Consider the following 18,060-nt stretch of genomic DNA (forward strand, 5'->3'; position numbering starts at 1 on the left):
GATAAATGATTCAACTAGATTTCTATGATTGATATCAATTACAATATCTTTGAGCAATAAAGAATCAAACAATCTAGAAGTTAATTCAATGATTTCAGCCTCTGATTCTAGTCCAGGTTTTCCATAAATTTCTACATCCCATTGGTGAAAATAGCGATAGCGGCCTTTTTGTGGTTCGTCATATCTAAAGACTCCACCAAATGCGGAGAATTTTGCTGGCAGTCTCATTGATTTTTGTAAAGTTGCATACCTTGTCAAACCCACAGTAAAGTCAAATCGTAATGCAACCTCTCTATCTCCTTTATCTTTAAAATAATATATCTCATCTTTAATTGCAGGTCCTGATTTTGTTTCCAATACAGATAACAACTCAATTGGAGAAGGGTCTACAAAGGAAAATCCGTATAAATTTGATAATTTTTTAAAATGCTCTCTAATATGTTCAATATTTGCATTTTCCTGTTCTTCAAAGTCTTTCATTCCACGCGGTAATTCCAAGATGATTAGTTGTTAGATGGTTCTGATTTAGATATTTCTCTAATAACTATGCAGAACTAGGCAGTTTTTAAAAAAAAGAAAAATTAGTTTGCAGGAACTGCAATACCTTTTTCAATCAACTTGAGTGCGGTGTTTGATTTGAGACACATTGGCATTCCGTTTGATGCTTTCATTACAAGGCTAAATCCTTCACGACATTCAATTTCTTGCATATCAATACCAGCGTTCATTTGAATACGTGGTGAAATCCATGCTAGCTGCATGTCTTTTGCCTTTTCAATGAAATCTGCTCTAAGTTGTTGTTTTTCCTCATCAGTCATTTCAGATGATCTCTCACGGAGTTCTGACTTGAATGCCTTCATATCTGTTAATCTGTCATGAATTGCAGATTTGCGCTCATCAGACATTTTAGATTTGATTGAAGACATGTAATTTTCAAACTTCATTTTGAGTTCGAATCTTTTCTCATCAGTCAAATCACCATGTTTTTCTATGTATTTCATCTTAATTTCATCCAATCTTTCATCAGAGACATCATACTTGTTAATGATCATAGATTTGAGACGTGGTGACATATCAGACATCATTTTATCGTGAATTTTATCCATCATTTTGTCTTTCATCTCATCATGACTTTCATTTTTGTATTTTTCTCTCTCTTGTGGTGTCATTGCACATAATTTTGAGATTTTATCGAGTACTTGAGAATCAACAATTTCTAATGCACGATCAGATTCAGATAAAGTACATAGTCTGTCATAATCCAAATGAGGACGTTTATCTTTGATTTTATCTGACATTTTGTCTTTCATTTGAGCTTTGTATTCATCTCTGTGTTCTTTGATGAAGCTCATTCTTCCATTTTCATCTAGAGTACAGTATTTGTCCATAATTACTAGATCTGTTACTTTGTCATGTTTAGCCAAAACTGCTTTCTTGTCTTCATCAGACATTTTACAGTATAGATCTAGATGTGTTTGCATGTCTTGGTCGCTATACATTTGATATTCATCTTTATGTTCAGCAATGTATGCATCTCGTTTATCTTCATCTAGTTCACAATATGCATTCATTCTTGCAACATGATCTGATGACTTATCATGCATTGAAATGAAATCTTTTTTTTCTGCGTCAGACATTTCACAGTATCTATCTAGCATATCGTCAATATCATAACTTTCGTTATCTCTTGCCTCTGGAAAATTCTCATCGATGAAGGTATCTATTGCAATTTCTCTTTCATCATCAGAAAGTTCACAGAATTTTGCTAATCTGTCTTTGAACTGTGCTACTCTAGGATGATCTGCAAATAATTGACGTTTTTCTTCATCAGTCATTTTACAGAAATTATCTAGTCGGTCTTCAAGAGGATGTTCATCTGATACAGCAAACGCTGCATTACCGGCTGTTACACCTGTAATCATAATCAGTGAAAAAACAACGCTTAGAAGTCGAATTTTTTTCATTATTAAAAAAATGAAACAGTCCATATAAAGAATAACGGATTAAAAAGTAGAAATGGTTATTAGCAATAACTAAAAAATTTTTAAAATTATGAAATAAAGGTTATTTCAATTAATCATGAATTCTTTGAAAGTTTATCTCATATTGTATGGTAATTTATACTAGAAAATACAAAAAATTTTGTCATTATACATCAAAGATTGAAATTAATACCATCTAAATTAATAATTAGCGAGATTTCAAAAACATAGTTGAGTTACAAATTCTTAGAACATGCTACAGATGCATTTATCGAGGTAACTGCAAAAGATCTAAAAGAAGCATTTTTGGTTACCGCTAATGCTGTAATTAACATCACACTTGATCAAGATAAAGTAGAAGAAAAAGAGCAAAAAGAAATTGTAGCTCATGGAAAAGATCTGAGATATGTTTTGTTTAGTTGGCTAGAAGAAATTACTTTTGTGTTGATTACTGAAGGGTTTGCAATAAAGAGAATAGAACTGGAAATTCAAGAAAACAAGGGCTACAAAATCATAGCCAAAGCTTATGGTGAACCTCTTGATTTTTTAAAACATAATTTCAAGGTTGAAATCAAAGCACCCACATTTTATGAGATGAAAATTGAACAGAATAATGGTGTGTTTATGAGGTTTTTACTTGATCTTTGAATTTGGTGAAATTTTATTATCAAATTAATAGAAGAATTTATCCGTGTTTTTTAAAAGTAAATCCATTTCAGATCATATTATGCAGGCAAAACTAGGTGTTTTTACAGCACTTGCTATATTTTCATTAATTGCATTAATGGTTTCCCCAATCTATGCAGATGTTACGTCACTTTCTATGAAACAGAGTTTTTACACAATTAATGATTCAATATCATTTATTGGAACTGAAAGTGAAGGAAATACTGTTATCAACATTGTAGTTAGAGATCCTAATGGAAAGGCGACATTACTTGGTGGTTTTTCAGATGCTGAAGGTCAATACGAGACAATTCCTAAAACAGTAAAGAGTGTTTTTTCTATTAATGGAATTTACAATGTTACAGCATTTACAGATCAAATTGAAAATCATAAATCTTTGCTAGTGGAATTTAATGGAGACAGAGTTGATTTAGTTCCTGACTTTGTACTAACAATTAATTCAATTGCCGATAAAACAGTTGAAGCAAAAAAGACAATAGTATTTCAAGCTACATTGACAGAATCAGTTCCAGATGTAATATTCAGTCTTGAAGATGCACCTACAGGTGCATCAATAAACAGTGAAACAGGACAATTCACATGGACTCCAACAGAATCTCAAAGTCCAGGTTCATATGTTTTTGATATAGTCGCACAAAAAAATTCATCAGAAGATAAGCAAAGTGTAAAAATTACAGTAACTAAACCAGCGCCTGTAATACAACAGGATCCTACTCCAGTAAAAGAACCCGAAGTTATACCAGAGTCAGAAACAGAACCAACTCCTGAACCAATTAAAGAATTAGGAATTGCATCTTTTGTTGATCCAACAAAAGATCCACAGTCTTATGTTGACAGATACAATAACGAGCCAACTTACAAAAAATGGTTTGATACAAATTTTCCAGAGTATACATCGATTTATCAAGCAGTTGGATTAGCAGAGCCAAAACCACTTGCTTCCTTTGTTGATCCAACAAAAGATCCACAGTCTTATGTTGACAGATACAATAACGAGCCAACTTACAAAAAATGGTTTGATACAAATTTTCCAGAGTATACATCGATTTATCAAGCAGTTGGATTAGCAGAGCCAACAACAGAGATTCCTAAAGTTGAAGAACCCTCAGTTAAGGGTTCAGAAATTGGACAATGTGGTCCGGGAACAAAACTGGTGGGAGATTCATGTGTAGCTGAGAATGCTTCAAAAGGCGGTGGTTGTCTAATTGCTACTGCAACATATGGCTCAGAACTGGCACCACAAGTACAACAATTAAGAGAACTACGAGACAACTCTTTACTCAAAACAGAATCAGGTACGTCGTTTATGAGTACATTCAATCAATTCTACTATTCATTTAGTCCAACTATTGCTGATTGGGAAAGAGAAAATCCAGTGTTTAAAGAAGCATTAAAGATTACACTAACCCCAATGATTTCTAGTCTATCTATCCTGAATCATGTGGATATGGATTCAGAAGCTAAAGTGATAGGGTATGGAATATCTTTGATTATACTTAATGTGGGAATGTATTTTGTAGCACCTGCCATGTTATTTTATGGTATTAAAAAGAAAAAACACGACTAAGTTTTTAATCATAAAGAACATTTACGATAACATGGGCAAACTAAGCAGAAATATTAGAATTTGTGGGGATTGCGGGATTGTATACACATCTGTAAGCATGACAAAATACATTGACGAATGTCCAATATGCAAATCAAGAAGATATGAAGCAATGCCAATCAAATCAGAAACAGATTAAAAATAATAAGCATTTTTTAAAAAATATTTTTCTAAATACTCGACATAGATTTTTTAATAGAAAGATATTGTTTGTGTGTATTGTCAGATGATCCTGAAATTGCAAAGATAAAGCAAAGAAAATTAGAAGAGATGATCAGACAACAAAACCAACCTCAAATTAAACCAGGAATAGTTGATTTGAACAATTCAAATTTTAATGAGATAATTTCTTCTGTGAATCCTACTTTAGTAGATTTTTGGGCAGAATGGTGTGGACCTTGTAAAATGATGCATCCAGTATTTGAAAGTCTTTCAAGTAAATATCCAAAGATAAAATTTGCTCGAGTTAATGTAGATCAAAATCAAAATATTGCGATGAGATTTGCAGTACAATCAATTCCAATGTTTATCATGTTCAAATCAGGACAAATCGTAGATAAAATGATGGGAGCAGTGGGTGCACCTGGAATTCATATGATTTGTAAAAAATATTCAAACTAGTATGCATAAGCTGCATCTTTAGTTCGTTGAATTTCAACTATTTCATTTAGAATTTGTTGTTCTTCGGAGCTGAGTTTGTACATGAATTTTGCTAAAAGTAGTTTTGCATCATGAGTTGGTGGGAGTGTGTAAAATACTTCTTCTTCGAAAATATGTCTACCAATAGTAATACCTTGAACAGAACATGCAACTTCTTGTCCTGCTTTGGCAGAAACTACAGTTTTTTTATCTAGTTGGAGTTGATGAATAATGCCAATTTTTTTCCCTTCTTTATTCATAAAAGGTACTTTTTGTTTTAAAGTACCAACATCAATTTTAATTCCAAATACGGCAGGATCAGTATTTCTAAAAACATAGCCCTTAAGAAATGTAAATTTAGATACAGGAATAAGCTCTGCAAAAATTGCATCTGCTTCATTTGCAGTATCTTCACTTACCCAAGCATTGTAATTATCAATTAGACTGTAAATTATTTTATCTTCAAAAATTTTGATATGACCATCGTCTGCTTCTTCTTTTGCATCTGGAAGTACTTTTACATTAAATGCCAAAATCACTCCAAGATGTCTATCATTTTCTTTAATCGCTCTAGTTTCCATGACATCACGACGATTTACTGGTCCAATGTCTGCTTTGGCTATTGGAACTTGAGAACGTCGAAGCATTTCAACAATTGCTTCAAGAGAACCAATTGTATCACATTTTAAAACAACGCCGTTTGTTTCTGTATCAATAAATACGGATTTCATTTCAGATTCAATTAATTTAGTATATCTTGCAATATCGGATTGATTTGATGCGACATAAAGTGTACTACCAGGTAATACACCTTCAAGATCAGGTGATGCTATTTTGAGCCCTGCCGCTGCATCAACACTTTGTACAGGTTTGAATTTATCTCGGGGATCTCTCATTTCGTCAAGAGGTTTAGGTAAAAGAATTGCTTTTGGTTTTGTAATAATAACCGAATCTCTTTTTGCAACTATAATTGAATCAGTTTTTTTAATACTACCATCAATCAAAATAATATTTGCCGTATGGCCCAATCCAACTTCTTCGTTAACTTCAAGTACAATTCCTCTAGATTCTTTTTCTTTCTGATCTAATCTTTTTTGTAAATATTGTTGAGTCAATCCAACTAATACTGCAAGTAATTCAGGAATTCCAACACCAGATCTTGCAGAGATTGGAACAATTGCTATTTCAGATTTAAAATCTTTAACTCGGTAAAACGCTTCTGATTGATATCCTAAAATGGACAAAGTTCCCACTACATCGTATATTTTTTGATCTAGATCTGTTTGGATAAAGGCATCTTGTTCTTTTATTGCCTGAGTGATAAATTTAGTATCTGACTTTCGCCATCCAGAGATTTGATCACACTTGTTTAATGCAACAACAAATGGAACTTTTCTGCTTTGAAGAATTTTTAAACTTTCATTTGTTTGAGGTTGAAATCCTCGATTAACATCAACTACGAGTATAGCAATATCTGCAGCAGATCCTCCTCTTGCCCTAAGATTTGTAAAAACCTCATGTCCAGGGGTATCAATTACCAAAATTCCTGGAACTTGATTTTCAGATTCTTGTAATTTTTTGTATAATGGACCACATGTTTCTTTGATTGTTTCAGTTGGGAGAAAACTTGCACCAATATGTTGTGTAATTCCTCCTGCTTCTCTACCTTGAACGCCGGTTCCTCTAATTCTATCTAAGAGAGATGTTTTACCAGAGTCTACGTGACCAAGAACTACCACGATGGGTTGACGAATTTGCAATCAGATCACTCAAATGCTACCCTCGATTCGTGATCAAAACTTTCTTGTGAATCAGATGCATGAATGATATTGTCACTAAAGCCCAATCCAAAATCGCCTCGGATAGAACCAGGTGCAGCCTCAAATGATTTTGTAGCACCAATCATAATTCTAGTAGTTGCAATTGCATTATTACCTTCAATTATAGCTGCCACAACAGGTCCAGATGTGATAAATGATGTTAGTTCACCAAAAAATGGTTTATCCTTATGGACTCCATAGAAATTTTCAGCTTGTTTTTGTGTAAAAGTAAACATTTTCAATTTTAAAAGTTTGAAACCCTTTCTTTCAAATCTTGCAATGACTTCGCCAGTAAGTTTTCTAGCTACTGCGTCTGGTTTTACAATGAAAAGAGTTTGTTGAGTCAATTTTATTTCTTGTGTTGAATTCCGCCCTTGACGTATTTTTTGGTCCACTTTAATTTTCTTGGATCACGTTTCAATTCTAGTGCATTTTTCTTGCATTTAGCAGAACAAAACCACAAGACAGTTCCATCATTTTTTGCAAGCATTGTACCAGAACCTTTTGCAACAGGTCTTGCACAAAAACTGCATGGTTTAACTAAAAGACTCATCTATTTCACCTAATGAATTTTCTTTGCTTCTCGCTCAGTTTCTCTAAGCATTAGAATTTCTCCAATTCTAACAGAACCTTTTACATTTCTAGTAAGAATTCTACCTTTATCCTTACCAGAAAGAACTTTTACTCTAACTTGAATGACTTCGCCAGCAATACCAGTTCTACCAACAATTTGAATAATTTCAGATTGAGTTACGTCGTCAGTTGTAGTACTCATTTGCTAGTCTTTCCACCTTTAATTTTAGCAATTGCTGAGACAACCTGATCAACTATGTGTTGTGCATCACCAGCATCTAAAATTGCTGCAGCGGCAGAAGTAATGTCAATGCCCAAAGACTTTCCCAATTCTTGTTTGCTTGGAACAAATGCATATGCTGCACCCTGTTCTTCACATAGAATTGGAAGATGAGCAACTACCTCCGGTGGTTCAACATCTTCGGCAATAACGATAAGTTTGCTTGTTCCTCGTTCAATGGCCTTTGTGGCTTCATTGGTTCCTTTCTTGACTTTACCACTACTAGATGCAACTCTAACAGCCTCCAAGATTGGATTTACGAGTTCTTCAGGCGTCTCAAATTTTACATAATAAGCTTTACCCATACTATGTCACCCTTTAGGGATCATTCTCCATTCCAATCATGTTTCGGATTGGTTTTAAAAGTGTTGTCGGAAATGACGGACTTGGCTTTTTGTATGTATTTTGACATTAAAGTATCAAGTTTTTGTTGACTTTCAGCTTCTCCATATATTCTAATGATAGGTTCTGTTCCACTTGGTCTAATCATTACCCAATTTTTAGAGTCACTTGAAATTTTAATACCATCTGTAGTATCAGAGTTTGGAAATTCATCTTTGAGAAATTTGATTAATTTTTGAGAATTATCATAAGAACATGAAATCTTATCTTTTGTAGTAAATGAAGGGGGAAGATCTAAGATTATTTCAGAAAGCGATTTTTCAGAATTAGCCAAAAGTTCTAACATTAAAGCTAAAGTCATACAACCATCTCTTACTTGATTATGCTTTCCAAACATGAATCCACCATTTTCTTCAAAACCTATCAGTGCATTTGTTGGAACCATCTTTCGTGAAACCTCAACACTCCCAACTTTGGTTCGTATCACTTTTGAATTAAATTCATTTGCAACACGTTCAATGCTTGAGCCAGAATTCAAACAAGTAACAACTAATGAATTTGGATTATTTTTTAAGATAAACTTTGTAAGAACAAGTGCAGATTTGTCACCTGTAAGTATTTCACCTTTATCATCACAAAAAATACTACGATCACCATCTCCATCAAATGCAATTCCGAGATCTGCTTTATTTTGTAGAACGATTTTAGAAAGTTCAGATAAATTTTGTGGTGTTGGCTCTGATCCACGTCCAGAAAACAAGCCATCTATTTTTTCATTTATCAAAAATATTTCACATCCAATTGATTTACAAAATAAAGGAGCAGTTACTGCTTGTGCTCCATTTCCAAGATCTAAGACAACTTTAAGATTTTTTGATTTAATCTTTTTTGAATCTATCTGAGAAATGATTCCATTGATATACACATCAATTGCTTTATCCTCTTTTCCTGTAATTCCCCATTTTGGAGGATTTTTTATCCAATTTTTTTTAAGAAAAATATCTTCAATTATGAGTTCATCTTCACGAGAAATCTCTACTCCATCTTTTGCAGCAGGTTTGATGCCATTATACTGTGGTGGATTATGAGATGCAGTAATCATAATTCCTCCAGAATAACCAAGTGATTTTACAGCATACTCAAGACAAGGTGTTGGAACAAGTCCTGCAACATTGCAATCAAGTCCAGCATAATTTAATGCAGAACATACAACTTTTGAAATTATTGGACTAGATTCTCTTCCATCATATCCTATCAATATTGGTCCTCTTTTGAAATATGTTGCAATTGCAAGTGTCATATCATGTACAAATTCTAATGTGAAATCTTCAGAAAAGACTCCTCGTATACCATTAGTTCCAAAAAATTTTGCCATAGTTCACTTCAATAATAGATAAATTTGTGTTTAATGGCATGTCCGATGCGGGAGTCGCCCAGCCTGGCCAAAGGCGTAGGGCTTAGGACCCTATCTCTTAGGAGTTCGTGGGTTCAAATCCCACCTCCCGCATTAGTGGTACATTTCTGTGAATGATTAATAATGAGAAAATAGAGATCAAAAAAAGTTATGAAAAAAACTGTGATTGGGATTACAGTAGTCGGAAAAGACAGAGAGGGCATAGTTGCCGCTTTTACTAATTTTGTATTTGAAAACGGTGGAAACATTGAAAAAATAAATCAAAACGTAATCAAAGGTCTTTTTGGAATGTATCTTGAAGCTTCCTTTACAAAGACAGTTGATGTAGAAAAATTTGATTCAGGAATCCAATTACTATCAAAAATAGAAAAGATGGATGTGAGTACGCACCATGAAACAAATGCAGAAAAAAACATTGCAATAATGGTTACCAAGGAACCACTTTGTTTAGAAACTATACTTGAGGCTTCCAAAAAGAAAACACTCAATGGAATCATATCAATAATAATAGGAACAGAAAAAACATTAGAACCAATAGCAAAGAAAGCAAAGATCCCGTTTGTAGTACTAGAGGAGACAAATCAAGAAAAGGCTGAAGAAAAAATAATTGCAATTTGTAAGAAATATGAGATTGATTTGATTGTACTTGCAAGGTACATGAAAATTCTTAGTCCAAACTTTGTTTGGAGATATCCAAATAGAATTATCAATATTCATCCATCACTACTTCCCGCATTTCCAGGTGCTCTTGCATACGCACAAGCATACGAACGAGGAACAAAAATTGTCGGGGTAACATCTCATTATGTAACTGAAAATTTGGATCAAGGACCAATAATTTTTCAGGATTCTTTTAAAGTGGATCCAAATGATACCCTAGAGGAAATTAAAGCCAAAGGTCAAAAACTGGAAGCAGATACTTTACTTAAAGCAGTAAAGATGCACCTAGAAAACAAACTTGAAGTAAGATGGAGAAAAGTCCATGTCAAATCTAAGTGAATCAGATGACAGAAATTAGATCTCAGTATGATCCTATTTTAAGAAAAATAATTAAAAAGAAAAATCAGGTTGCAGTAATTCCAATAGGCTCAATAGAGCAACATGGACCTCACTTGCCAATTTCCACTGATTCTGATATAGTCACAGAGGTGGCAAAACGATTATCAAAAAAGAAAGATTTTCTTCTTTTGCCCACAATAACATATGGAGTTTCATATGAACATGCTCCATTTTTTAATCTAAGTATCAAAGAATCGACACTTCGTTCAATTGTAATTGATTTATGCACATCACTTTTTGTAAATAATATCAAAACAATTTTTATTATTAATGGACATCATGGAAACCTAAAACCGCTAAAAAACATCGATAGGAAACTACAGCAGATATCAGGAAATAGACTAAGAGTTTTTTCATTATCATATTGGCACTTTATGAAAAGAGAGTTTGATCATGCAGGATTTGTTGAGACTTCACTTATGTTGGCAGTATCAAATAATGTTAAGATGAAATTGGCAAAGAAGGGACTTGTAACAGATGGAATGAAACAACAGCAAATCAAAAAATTAGGACAGTTAGCAGAAATATCATTTCCTAAAGTAACTAAAAATGGAATTTGGGGAGATCCAAGAAAAGCATCAAAAAAAGACGGTCAGATAATTTTAGATGAAATCATCAGAAATCTTGAAAAAAAGTGTCAAACTTGCCTTACTGGGCATAGTTTAAAGTTACACCAATGAAATTTTAATATAATCCCTCATTATCAAAGTCAATAAGTGATATAATGTCCGTTGATATGGCAGTAAAAGTATTGGATGAGAGTATCAATCAAATTGTATTGATAAAGCTCAAAGGCGGCAAAACCATTAGAGGTAACTTACTTGGTTTTGATCAGCACATGAACCTGCTACTTGACTCATCAGAAGAAATTCCTGTTGAGGGCAATTCAAAAAGCCTAGGCACCATCGTCGTCAGAGGAGACAATGTTGTAATGATATCTCCTCCACCAGCAACAAATTAGGTGATATGAGATGACGCGAGGCACAACTTCAATGGGTGGCTTTACAAAGAAAAAAGTACACATCAGATGTAGAAGATGTGGAAACAATGCATTTCATAGACGTCACCACCAATGTGCAAGTTGCGGTTTTCCAGAGGCTAAACGCAGAAAGTACTCTTGGATTAAATGGTATACGTAGATGCAAGAGATTGCAATAATTCTTAGTTCATTAGCAGGTGTTGCTACGGCAGCTGCCGCAAGAAAAATGCCAAGAAATAAGACACAATTACTGAGTCTGGGTGCCAGTTCTCACATAAAAAGTCAAATCAATTCTTTAAAAATTGAAAAGGACATACTTACAAAAACCATTTCTAGATTATATCAGTCAGATTTAGAATTTCCAAAAATTCAACGTGATAAATTATTATTAAAATATCAACATCAATTAGGAATTGTATTAGCTAGATTAGAAAAACTAGAAGATGCAAGTAACCACCCAGATTTGGGACCAGTGGGTGATGGATTGATAACATTGATGGATCAAAAGTTATCAAAACTCGATGATAGGCTTTATGAATTATCATCAAAGATTGCAAATGTAACAGTTCCAGAAAGCAAAAAAGAAGAGACGCAGGAGGCCAAGCAAGAAATTAAAACAAACAAAAAAGTGTTTGACTTTGAGAAACCAAAAGAGACAAAACTGGATCCTATTGTAATTCCACAACCAAAATCAAGACAATCATTTGAACTAACTACATTAACAAGATTTTCTAACAAAGAACCAGAATTTCCATTATTTAAAAAATCAATTGAACCAAAAGAAGAAATAATTCAAGAGATTACTCAGCCAAAAAAAGAGATCAAAGTAGAAACAGAACAGCCAAAGATACAAGAAAAAATCGAGATAATTCAAGAGATCAGTGCAAAACCGGAAATAAAATTTGAAACAAAACCAGATATCAATAAAGAAGTTGCAAAAATAACTGAGCATAAAGCACTTCCAGAACCAAAGTTAAATCCAAATATTGTACTTGAAGATGATTTTGATGAAGATAATTCAGATGATTTAGATAAAATCAAAGGAGAAATTATGAAAGTTCTCTCCAAGATTGAGCAAGCAGAGGTAGAGTGATTGTCCTACGATGATGCCATAGAGGCATTGTCAACTGATGCATTAAAATTTGTAAAAGATGGTTTTGTCATTGGATTAGGAAGTGGTAGAGCCGCAACTTCATTTGTGAAATCACTTTCATCTTTTATTAAAATAAAAAATTACAGCATTAAAGCAGTTCCAACATCATTGCAGATAAAATTAATTGCTGAAAAAGGAGGCATTCCATTAGTTGAAGCTGATCATGTAGAATACATTGATGTCGTATTTGATGGTGCAGATCAAATCGACTCACAGAAATTTGTCATTAAAGGTGGTGGTGGAGCTCTGTTAAGAGAAAACATTTTGTTTAATCTTTCTAAAAAAGTAGTGGTTATGGCAGATAAATCAAAATTTGTGAAAAACTTTACAAGAGAAGTTCCAGTGGAGGTCCATCCTCTTGCAAGAAATTCTGTAATTGATGCAATCAGGAAATTAGGAGGAAATGCACAACTACGTTCACTTGATAGAGGATATCCATTTTTTACAGAAAATGGAAATATTATTCTAGATTGTAATTTTGGAACAATCAAAAATCCAAAATCACTCACACAAAAAATCAAGCAGATTACTGGAGTGATGGAATCAGGAATATTTCTCAGAAAACCAGATGTGATTTACAAAGCAAAGACTGGCGGCAAATTTGAGATTATTTAAAAAAGTAGGTTAGATTGAGATTCATTCATCATCTAGAATTAGCCATGATAATCCTCTAATTTCTTCCCATGAAAATTTTGATTCATTACTATTCTCTAACATATCAAAGTATAGTGAAAAGTAGTTTAAAAGATCCATGAATAATTTGTTCAGATCAATGATCCATTATTATCAGATTAATAAAATAGGCTTGGGCCAAAGTGCCCAAGTCTAGGACGACAGTAGCCAACATACAAGCAAATGACTCCAGCACTGTATGAAAACCATAATAATTTTTCAAATTTTATTTAAAAGAATCACGTAGAAGTTATCAGAATGATCTAAATACTAATTTGACATAACTAGTTTGATTGGAACTCTCACCAAACAACTTATCGTTGCTGGTCTTAAGATCCAATTCATTAAATTATTGAATAATGAGTAGTCCTTTCATCTCTGGATGAACGGTACAATGATAAGTGAATTGGCCTGATTTATCGGCCAAAAATGTAATGGATTGTGTATCAAAGTATCCAAGATTTTTAGAGTGTACATTAAATTCATCTATATTGAAATTGTGAAGAGATTTTTCCGAAGGTTTGTTTGTTATTTCATTAATTAGATGAATTGTAACAAGATTTCCTTTGGGAATTGTCCATGTAGGACTAGTCATTCCATTTTGTATCACTTGCTTTCCACCACGACTAGATTGATGACTAAACACGTAATGTCCATCAGCTGATACTCCAGTTTTAATTAAAACATTCTCAGCTGCCATAAAGACTGGATAATCTAAATTTACAGGAATCATTGATTGATATGCATAATAGCCTCCACCAACAGATATAGCCACTATTACTCCAATTATAATTAGGGTAGTCATTGAAAATTTTGGTTTAGTTTTTGGATTTGATTTTAGTTTCTTTGCCATTCAAGAACTAGTTGGTTTGTCATTGTTTCCTTTTATTAACATATGGACATTTTGTAAAAAAGATGTTTTATCGGATATGTCTTTTTACAAATTTTCCATGTCCCAGTCTTCCTATAACTTGAAAATCTTCTGCCACTATCTGACCTCTCACTATTGTTTTTACAGGCCAGCCCTTCAAAGACATGCCCTCATATACAATATAATCAGAAAAACTGCCAAACAATTCAGATGATACTTTTTGTTCTTTTTTCAAATCTATCATGGTGATATCAGCATCAGCATCTTTGTCTAAAGTGCCTTTTCTAGGATACATTCCAAATATCTTAGCAGCGTTAGTACTTGTAAATCGAATGAGTTGTTCAAGAGTGATTCTATTTTTGTTTACTCCCTCGCTTAACAAAAGTGGTAAAGCAGTACCTATACCAGGAAAACCTGCCAAGGCACTCCAAACATCTGTTCCACCAAGTTTTAGTTTTAATTGATTTGCAACATGATCTGTTCCTATTGTATCAATTAAATTATTAGATAATGCATTCCATACGGCTGCATTATCTTGTGCTGTTCTGATTGGAGGCATTACTTTAGCTAGATATCCTTTTTGATTTTCATATGATATTGTAAGATAGTGAGGACATGTTTCAACAAAAATTTTACTTCCCAGATTTCGTTCTATTTTGATTTGTTCTAATGCTTTTTGAGAACCTATATGAACAAAGTAAATTGTACATCCATAATCTCGTCCAAATTTAGAAATTGTTTTGATTGCCTTAGCTTCAAAATCAGGTGATCTACTTTCAGACCATGCAGGAAGACCATCACGTTTTTTCTCTTTAGCTGTTTTTATTCCACATGCACATGACTCATAGTCTTCTGCATGAACCAATACAGGACAGCCTAATGATGCGGCAGTTTTTACAATCTCTTCAACAAGTTTATCATTTACATCAACTGTTGCTTCAGATAATGTAGATGAATATGGAGGCATGTCCATATAGACATGTCCAACATCACCACCAAGATTCATGTAAATTTTAAATGAAGTGATTCCTTGTTCAATACAATAAGGCATTTCGTTGATTTGTTGAGGAGTAAAAATAGATGCATGAATTGCATAATCCACATAGTGATTTTTTGATGCAGCTTCTAGTTGTTCAGGTAATGAGGCTTTAAACGAATTTCCAAGTCGTAACATTCTCATCATAGTCGTTATTCCTCCAATAGCTGCTGCATGAGATTCAGTCTTTGCAGCCTGATCAATAGGAGAATACACTCCATAATGCACATGAGTATCAATTGGGCCAGGTATGGAGATTAGACCATTTCCGTTAATTTTGTGATCACATGCAGGAATATCATTTGTAAAACCAACAATTTTTCCTTCATCTATTATGATATTTTTATCAAGCATTCCTTGAGGTAAAATTACATGTGAGTTTATGATCACGGTGTCATACGTCATCAAAAAAAATTCATGTTTCGCAGTCTATTATGCGTTGAGATGATATGAAAATGAATTATTCCATAGTAAATGAGTCATTTCGATAATGAGAAAATGAATAAAAACACAGTTCAGAGAGGTAATGGAAGGGCCGGTGGTTTAGTGGTATAATGCCTCGTTCGCAACGAGGATGTCGGGGGTTCAATTCCCCCCCGGTCCATTAAAATTTTTCCAGAAACTATTATACATAAACAGTGATTACAAAATTCTATGAAGGTTTTTGATGGGAAAAAAGCTGCACAAGAATACATGTCAAAACACACTCTTGCATTTTCTACTCCAGAACTAACTCTAATGAGATTTGCATTTTGGTTAGGAGATACAGTTCCAGATCCGGAAAACAAAGAAAACTCACTACCAAGAATGCTAACATTCATGGTGGAGCAAGACTTTGCACCGATTTTAATTGACGATGACAAATACGAACCATCAGGTGCTGTAAAAAGTTCCAATGTCTATGGAAATGCATTTGCAGAACCAAGTCCTGATGGCAAATTTTGTTCTGAATGTGGTACTACATTATCAAAGACAGCAAAGTTCTGTCCTGAATGTGGTACAACCCAGGATTAAATTTAAAATAATTTTTAATTTTATGTTTTAGTTCCACATTTTGTGCAAAACTTTGCATTTGGTCTTAATGCGGAACCACAAGATTTGCATCCATTTCCATCAGATGTGACGGTTCTTCTTGGTACAAGAGCTGGATCTGGTGATGGTAATGTTCCAACATCTCCAAATGCCTGTTGGGCAGATACTATTCCAGGAGGACCACCAACTGGATTTTGTGCTGAGCCAGTTCTTGGCATTCCCATTCCACTCATTCCAGGTTGTCCCATTCCTGGCATCAATCCAGGAGATTGAGTGTTACCGGAACCTGAACCACGTGATTTTTTTAGCTCAAAAAGTACTTTGATTGCAAGAAATTCTAATGCAGAATATGCAACAACATAATCTCCTAGTTTTTGAAAGAATTCTTTATCACTCAAAAGACCTTTTTTGTACATATTATTAGTATCAAGAAATGATTCATAGTATCCTTGAGAATCATCAAACAAGCTTTGTAGCTTATCAAATAGCATGTTGAGGGTATCTACTTCACCAAATGACATACACATGCTTTGCTTTTGGAATATTAATTACTTTAGGATCACTTAATTGAAAATTATTTCATTTTTTGATTTCTCATGCACAGAATTCTTAGGCAAAACTAATTCTAAATCCAATATAGAATTACAAAAAATAGAAAAATATGTAATAATTTATGCTTGTAATGCTCTGTCAATCATATTTTTGTATGATTCTTTTGATGCTGCACCAACTTGCTGACTAACTACTTCACCTTTGTTAAGGATTATCAAGGTTGGAATGCTAAAGACATTGTATTTTGATGCTAATTCATTTGCTTCATCAACATTGACTTTTACAAATTTTACTTTGCCTTGATAGTCATTTGCTAATTCTTCAACTACTGGGCCCACCATTCTACATGGACCACACCATTGAGCCCAAAAGTCAACAAATACAGGTATGTCAGAATTGGAGACATTGATTTCCCAAGACTTTGCATCTGAAACTTCTATTATTCCCATGATAATCATAATTTATCGAACATACCTAAAAATGTTCACCAGAATTAACACCGTATTTTTTGTCGTAAAAGAAAAAACAGATTTAGTGATATATACTTAAATGTCGTTTCAATAAATCTGAGATATGAGTACTGAACTTAGACTAAAAAAATTAAGAGGGTCTGGTGGCTATGTTATGGCATCAGTTAATGATCAACAACAAATGAAAGGAAATTTAGGAGGTCCAGATCTGTTTTTAGCACCAATTGGAAGATTGGATAGTCAAAAAATTACAAAGTACTTTTGTAATACATGTGAAAAAGAATTTGAAGGTCCTCCAAAAATAGAATACGAAAATCCAAATGAAGAAGTTGCAGAAAATTTAATTCTTGCAGAAAAAGGTCAGTATATTTGTAATACATGTAGTGCAACAATTGCAGAGTATAGAGAATTTAAAAAACAAAATGAAATGGTTGAAGTTGGAAGTGCAAAACCATTAGAACCGTCTAGTCAAACTACACAAATTCCTAAACCCGAACCAATAGTACAAACTCCACCAAAAGAAGTGCCAACACAGCAAACAACACAACCTGGCCCAGCTACCTCAATTAGTTCAATTGAAGGATTATCAGTTTATGACGAAAATGCAAGAAAGATTGGAAAAGCAAAACAAGTTGGTATTGATTCAAATCAATCAGTTGTTTTGTTAATTATAAAAAATGATGGAACTGAAGGAAGTGTTCCATGGAGTAACATAAGAAAAGTGGGAGAGATCATTCTTTTAGGAAATCCAACTGTTGAGATTCAACAAAGTCAACCAGGAAAATGTGCAAAATGTGGATTTTCAAATAAAGAAGGGTCCAAGTTCTGTGAAGAATGTGGCAGTAAGCTACAATAAGTGCTCATAAATTCTATCAATCAAAGATTAGGATATA

Annotated in this window: 24 protein-coding genes and 2 tRNA genes; 14 read left to right on the forward strand and 12 right to left on the reverse strand. The window is 33.6% G+C overall.

The features are described 5' to 3' along the window. Nucleotides 1-498: ATP phosphoribosyltransferase regulatory subunit (locus BG20_RS02685; protein WP_010190636.1), on the reverse strand; the 498-nt coding region annotated here is incomplete at its 3' end. 83 nt (nt 499-581) lie between these two features. Then, nucleotides 582-1,964 (reverse strand): hypothetical protein, encoded by a 1,383-nt coding sequence (locus BG20_RS02690; protein WP_010190638.1) that lies wholly within the window; start codon nt 1,962-1,964, stop codon nt 582-584. Between the two features lie 249 nt (nt 1,965-2,213). Between BG20_RS02690 and BG20_RS02695 the strand changes: the two genes are divergently transcribed. The 4 genes from BG20_RS02695 to trxA (BG20_RS02705) all read left to right on the forward strand — a co-directional run bounded on the left by BG20_RS02695 (nt 2,214) and on the right by trxA (BG20_RS02705) (nt 4,896). Then, entirely contained in the window at nt 2,214-2,630 is a 417-nt protein-coding gene (locus BG20_RS02695) for an archease (protein ID WP_010190640.1), read from the forward strand. Nucleotides 2,631-2,709: 79 nt separating this feature from the next. Next, entirely contained in the window at nt 2,710-4,236 is a 1,527-nt protein-coding gene (locus tag BG20_RS02700; protein WP_010190642.1) for a CFI-box-CTERM domain-containing protein, read from the forward strand. A gap of 31 nt (nt 4,237-4,267) precedes the next feature. After that, nucleotides 4,268-4,414 (forward strand): hypothetical protein, encoded by a 147-nt coding sequence (locus BG20_RS12625; RefSeq protein ID WP_193353008.1) that lies wholly within the window; start codon nt 4,268-4,270, stop codon nt 4,412-4,414. 80 nt (nt 4,415-4,494) lie between these two features. After that, a complete protein-coding gene (trxA, locus tag BG20_RS02705; RefSeq protein WP_010190653.1) occupies nt 4,495-4,896 on the forward strand; it encodes a thioredoxin in 402 nt (133 codons plus the stop codon). Here trxA (BG20_RS02705) and infB read toward each other — a convergent pair. From infB to glmM, 6 genes are read right to left on the reverse strand one after another with little or no spacing between them, the layout of a single operon-like run. Then, nucleotides 4,893-6,674, reverse strand: coding sequence for a translation initiation factor IF-2 (infB, locus tag BG20_RS02710; protein WP_081477521.1), 1,782 nt, complete (start codon nt 6,672-6,674; stop codon nt 4,893-4,895). The genes trxA (BG20_RS02705) and infB overlap by 4 nt on opposite strands. Before the next feature lie 5 nt (nt 6,675-6,679). Then, nucleotides 6,680-7,081, reverse strand: coding sequence for a nucleoside-diphosphate kinase (gene ndk / locus BG20_RS02715; RefSeq protein WP_010190654.1), 402 nt, complete (start codon nt 7,079-7,081; stop codon nt 6,680-6,682). Nucleotides 7,082-7,083: 2 nt separating this feature from the next. Next, nucleotides 7,084-7,287: a 50S ribosomal protein L24e gene (locus BG20_RS02720; RefSeq protein ID WP_007402359.1), complete on the reverse strand. Its 204-nt coding sequence runs from the start codon at nt 7,285-7,287 to the stop codon at nt 7,084-7,086. Nucleotides 7,288-7,296: 9 nt separating this feature from the next. Beyond that, the gene (locus BG20_RS02725; RefSeq protein WP_007402360.1) at nt 7,297-7,509 is read right to left on the reverse strand and encodes a 30S ribosomal protein S28e; all 213 of its coding nucleotides are present in this window, start codon (nt 7,507-7,509) and stop codon (nt 7,297-7,299) included. Next, nucleotides 7,506-7,892: a 50S ribosomal protein L7Ae gene (rpl7ae, locus tag BG20_RS02730; RefSeq protein ID WP_007402361.1), complete on the reverse strand. Its 387-nt coding sequence runs from the start codon at nt 7,890-7,892 to the stop codon at nt 7,506-7,508. The genes BG20_RS02725 and rpl7ae overlap by 4 nt, the downstream gene beginning before the upstream one ends. Nucleotides 7,893-7,912: 20 nt before the next feature. Next, nucleotides 7,913-9,304: a phosphoglucosamine mutase gene (gene glmM, locus BG20_RS02735; protein WP_010190658.1), complete on the reverse strand. Its 1,392-nt coding sequence runs from the start codon at nt 9,302-9,304 to the stop codon at nt 7,913-7,915. A 47-nt stretch (nt 9,305-9,351) separates the two neighbouring features. Between glmM and BG20_RS02740 the strand changes: the two genes are divergently transcribed. The 7 genes from BG20_RS02740 (at nt 9,352) to rpiA (ending at nt 13,149) form a co-directional block, all read left to right on the forward strand. Then, nucleotides 9,352-9,436 (forward strand) — tRNA-Leu (locus BG20_RS02740). Between the two features lie 57 nt (nt 9,437-9,493). Continuing rightward, nucleotides 9,494-10,342 carry a formyltetrahydrofolate deformylase gene (locus BG20_RS02745; RefSeq protein WP_010190659.1) on the forward strand — a complete coding sequence of 283 codons (849 nt, stop codon included), beginning with the start codon at nt 9,494-9,496 and terminating at the stop codon, nt 10,340-10,342. 5 nt (nt 10,343-10,347) lie between these two features. Further along, complete coding sequence (locus tag BG20_RS02750) at nt 10,348-11,082, forward strand: creatininase family protein (protein WP_048097011.1); 735 nt, start codon at nt 10,348-10,350, stop codon at nt 11,080-11,082. A gap of 44 nt (nt 11,083-11,126) precedes the next feature. Then, the gene (locus tag BG20_RS02755; RefSeq protein ID WP_007402365.1) at nt 11,127-11,363 is read left to right on the forward strand and encodes an LSm family protein; all 237 of its coding nucleotides are present in this window, start codon (nt 11,127-11,129) and stop codon (nt 11,361-11,363) included. A gap of 10 nt (nt 11,364-11,373) precedes the next feature. Then, a complete protein-coding gene (locus BG20_RS11830) occupies nt 11,374-11,541 on the forward strand; it encodes a 50S ribosomal protein L37e (protein WP_010190661.1) in 168 nt (55 codons plus the stop codon). Then, a complete protein-coding gene (locus BG20_RS02760) occupies nt 11,542-12,474 on the forward strand; it encodes a hypothetical protein (protein WP_010190662.1) in 933 nt (310 codons plus the stop codon). Beyond that, nucleotides 12,475-13,149, forward strand: a complete 675-nt coding sequence (gene rpiA / locus BG20_RS02765) for a ribose-5-phosphate isomerase RpiA (protein WP_007402367.1) — start codon at nt 12,475-12,477, stop codon at nt 13,147-13,149. A 406-nt stretch (nt 13,150-13,555) separates the two neighbouring features. On the opposite strand, the gene BG20_RS02770 is transcribed toward rpiA, so the two are convergent. Together BG20_RS02770 and BG20_RS02775 are read right to left on the reverse strand one after the other, a co-directional pair. Further along, nucleotides 13,556-14,059 carry a cupredoxin domain-containing protein gene (locus BG20_RS02770; protein WP_010190664.1) on the reverse strand — a complete coding sequence of 168 codons (504 nt, stop codon included), beginning with the start codon at nt 14,057-14,059 and terminating at the stop codon, nt 13,556-13,558. 67 nt (nt 14,060-14,126) lie between these two features. Continuing rightward, on the reverse strand, nt 14,127-15,518 hold the full coding sequence (locus BG20_RS02775) for a dihydroorotase (protein ID WP_048097008.1): 1,392 nt from the start codon (nt 15,516-15,518) through the stop codon (nt 14,127-14,129). A gap of 127 nt (nt 15,519-15,645) precedes the next feature. Here BG20_RS02775 and BG20_RS02780 point away from each other — a divergent pair. Further along, nucleotides 15,646-15,717: transfer RNA gene (locus tag BG20_RS02780), tRNA-Ala, on the forward strand. Between the two features lie 50 nt (nt 15,718-15,767). Continuing rightward, a complete protein-coding gene (locus BG20_RS02785) occupies nt 15,768-16,127 on the forward strand; it encodes a zinc ribbon domain-containing protein (RefSeq protein WP_010190666.1) in 360 nt (119 codons plus the stop codon). Nucleotides 16,128-16,147: 20 nt separating this feature from the next. Here the strand turns inward: BG20_RS02785 and BG20_RS02790 are convergent, their stop codons facing one another. Further along, the gene (locus tag BG20_RS02790; protein ID WP_010190668.1) at nt 16,148-16,666 is read right to left on the reverse strand and encodes a zinc ribbon domain-containing protein; all 519 of its coding nucleotides are present in this window, start codon (nt 16,664-16,666) and stop codon (nt 16,148-16,150) included. Between the two features lie 150 nt (nt 16,667-16,816). Then, nucleotides 16,817-17,146 (reverse strand): thioredoxin, encoded by a 330-nt coding sequence (trxA, locus tag BG20_RS02795; protein ID WP_007402372.1) that lies wholly within the window; start codon nt 17,144-17,146, stop codon nt 16,817-16,819. Nucleotides 17,147-17,270: 124 nt separating this feature from the next. Between trxA (BG20_RS02795) and BG20_RS02800 the strand changes: the two genes are divergently transcribed. Next, nucleotides 17,271-18,023 (forward strand): PRC-barrel domain-containing protein, encoded by a 753-nt coding sequence (locus tag BG20_RS02800; RefSeq protein ID WP_010190672.1) that lies wholly within the window; start codon nt 17,271-17,273, stop codon nt 18,021-18,023. Nucleotides 18,024-18,060: the final 37 nt, after the last annotated feature.

The sequence above is a fragment of the Candidatus Nitrosarchaeum limnium BG20 genome (assembly GCF_000241145.1).
Classification (GTDB): Archaea; Thermoproteota; Nitrososphaeria; order Nitrososphaerales; family Nitrosopumilaceae; genus Nitrosarchaeum; species Nitrosarchaeum limnae.

Coding starts and splice junctions, on each gene's coding strand:
- BG20_RS02690 (WP_010190638.1), bottom strand. CDS start 1,964: ATGAAAAAAATTCGACTTCTAAGCGTTGTTTTTTCACTGATTATGATT.
- BG20_RS02700 (WP_010190642.1), top strand. CDS start 2,710: ATGCAGGCAAAACTAGGTGTTTTTACAGCACTTGCTATATTTTCATTA.
- BG20_RS12625 (WP_193353008.1), top strand. CDS start 4,268: ATGGGCAAACTAAGCAGAAATATTAGAATTTGTGGGGATTGCGGGATT.
- BG20_RS02720 (WP_007402359.1), bottom strand. CDS start 7,287: ATGAGTCTTTTAGTTAAACCATGCAGTTTTTGTGCAAGACCTGTTGCA.
- BG20_RS02725 (WP_007402360.1), bottom strand. CDS start 7,509: ATGAGTACTACAACTGACGACGTAACTCAATCTGAAATTATTCAAATT.
- rpl7ae (WP_007402361.1), bottom strand. CDS start 7,892: ATGGGTAAAGCTTATTATGTAAAATTTGAGACGCCTGAAGAACTCGTA.
- glmM (WP_010190658.1), bottom strand. CDS start 9,304: ATGGCAAAATTTTTTGGAACTAATGGTATACGAGGAGTCTTTTCTGAA.
- BG20_RS02745 (WP_010190659.1), top strand. CDS start 9,494: ATGAAAAAAACTGTGATTGGGATTACAGTAGTCGGAAAAGACAGAGAG.
- BG20_RS02750 (WP_048097011.1), top strand. CDS start 10,348: ATGACAGAAATTAGATCTCAGTATGATCCTATTTTAAGAAAAATAATT.
- BG20_RS02755 (WP_007402365.1), top strand. CDS start 11,127: ATGTCCGTTGATATGGCAGTAAAAGTATTGGATGAGAGTATCAATCAA.
- BG20_RS11830 (WP_010190661.1), top strand. CDS start 11,374: ATGACGCGAGGCACAACTTCAATGGGTGGCTTTACAAAGAAAAAAGTA.
- BG20_RS02760 (WP_010190662.1), top strand. CDS start 11,542: ATGCAAGAGATTGCAATAATTCTTAGTTCATTAGCAGGTGTTGCTACG.
- BG20_RS02770 (WP_010190664.1), bottom strand. CDS start 14,059: ATGGCAAAGAAACTAAAATCAAATCCAAAAACTAAACCAAAATTTTCA.
- BG20_RS02775 (WP_048097008.1), bottom strand. CDS start 15,518: ATGACGTATGACACCGTGATCATAAACTCACATGTAATTTTACCTCAA.
- BG20_RS02785 (WP_010190666.1), top strand. CDS start 15,768: ATGAAGGTTTTTGATGGGAAAAAAGCTGCACAAGAATACATGTCAAAA.
- BG20_RS02790 (WP_010190668.1), bottom strand. CDS start 16,666: ATGTCATTTGGTGAAGTAGATACCCTCAACATGCTATTTGATAAGCTA.
- trxA (WP_007402372.1), bottom strand. CDS start 17,146: ATGGGAATAATAGAAGTTTCAGATGCAAAGTCTTGGGAAATCAATGTC.
- BG20_RS02800 (WP_010190672.1), top strand. CDS start 17,271: ATGAGTACTGAACTTAGACTAAAAAAATTAAGAGGGTCTGGTGGCTAT.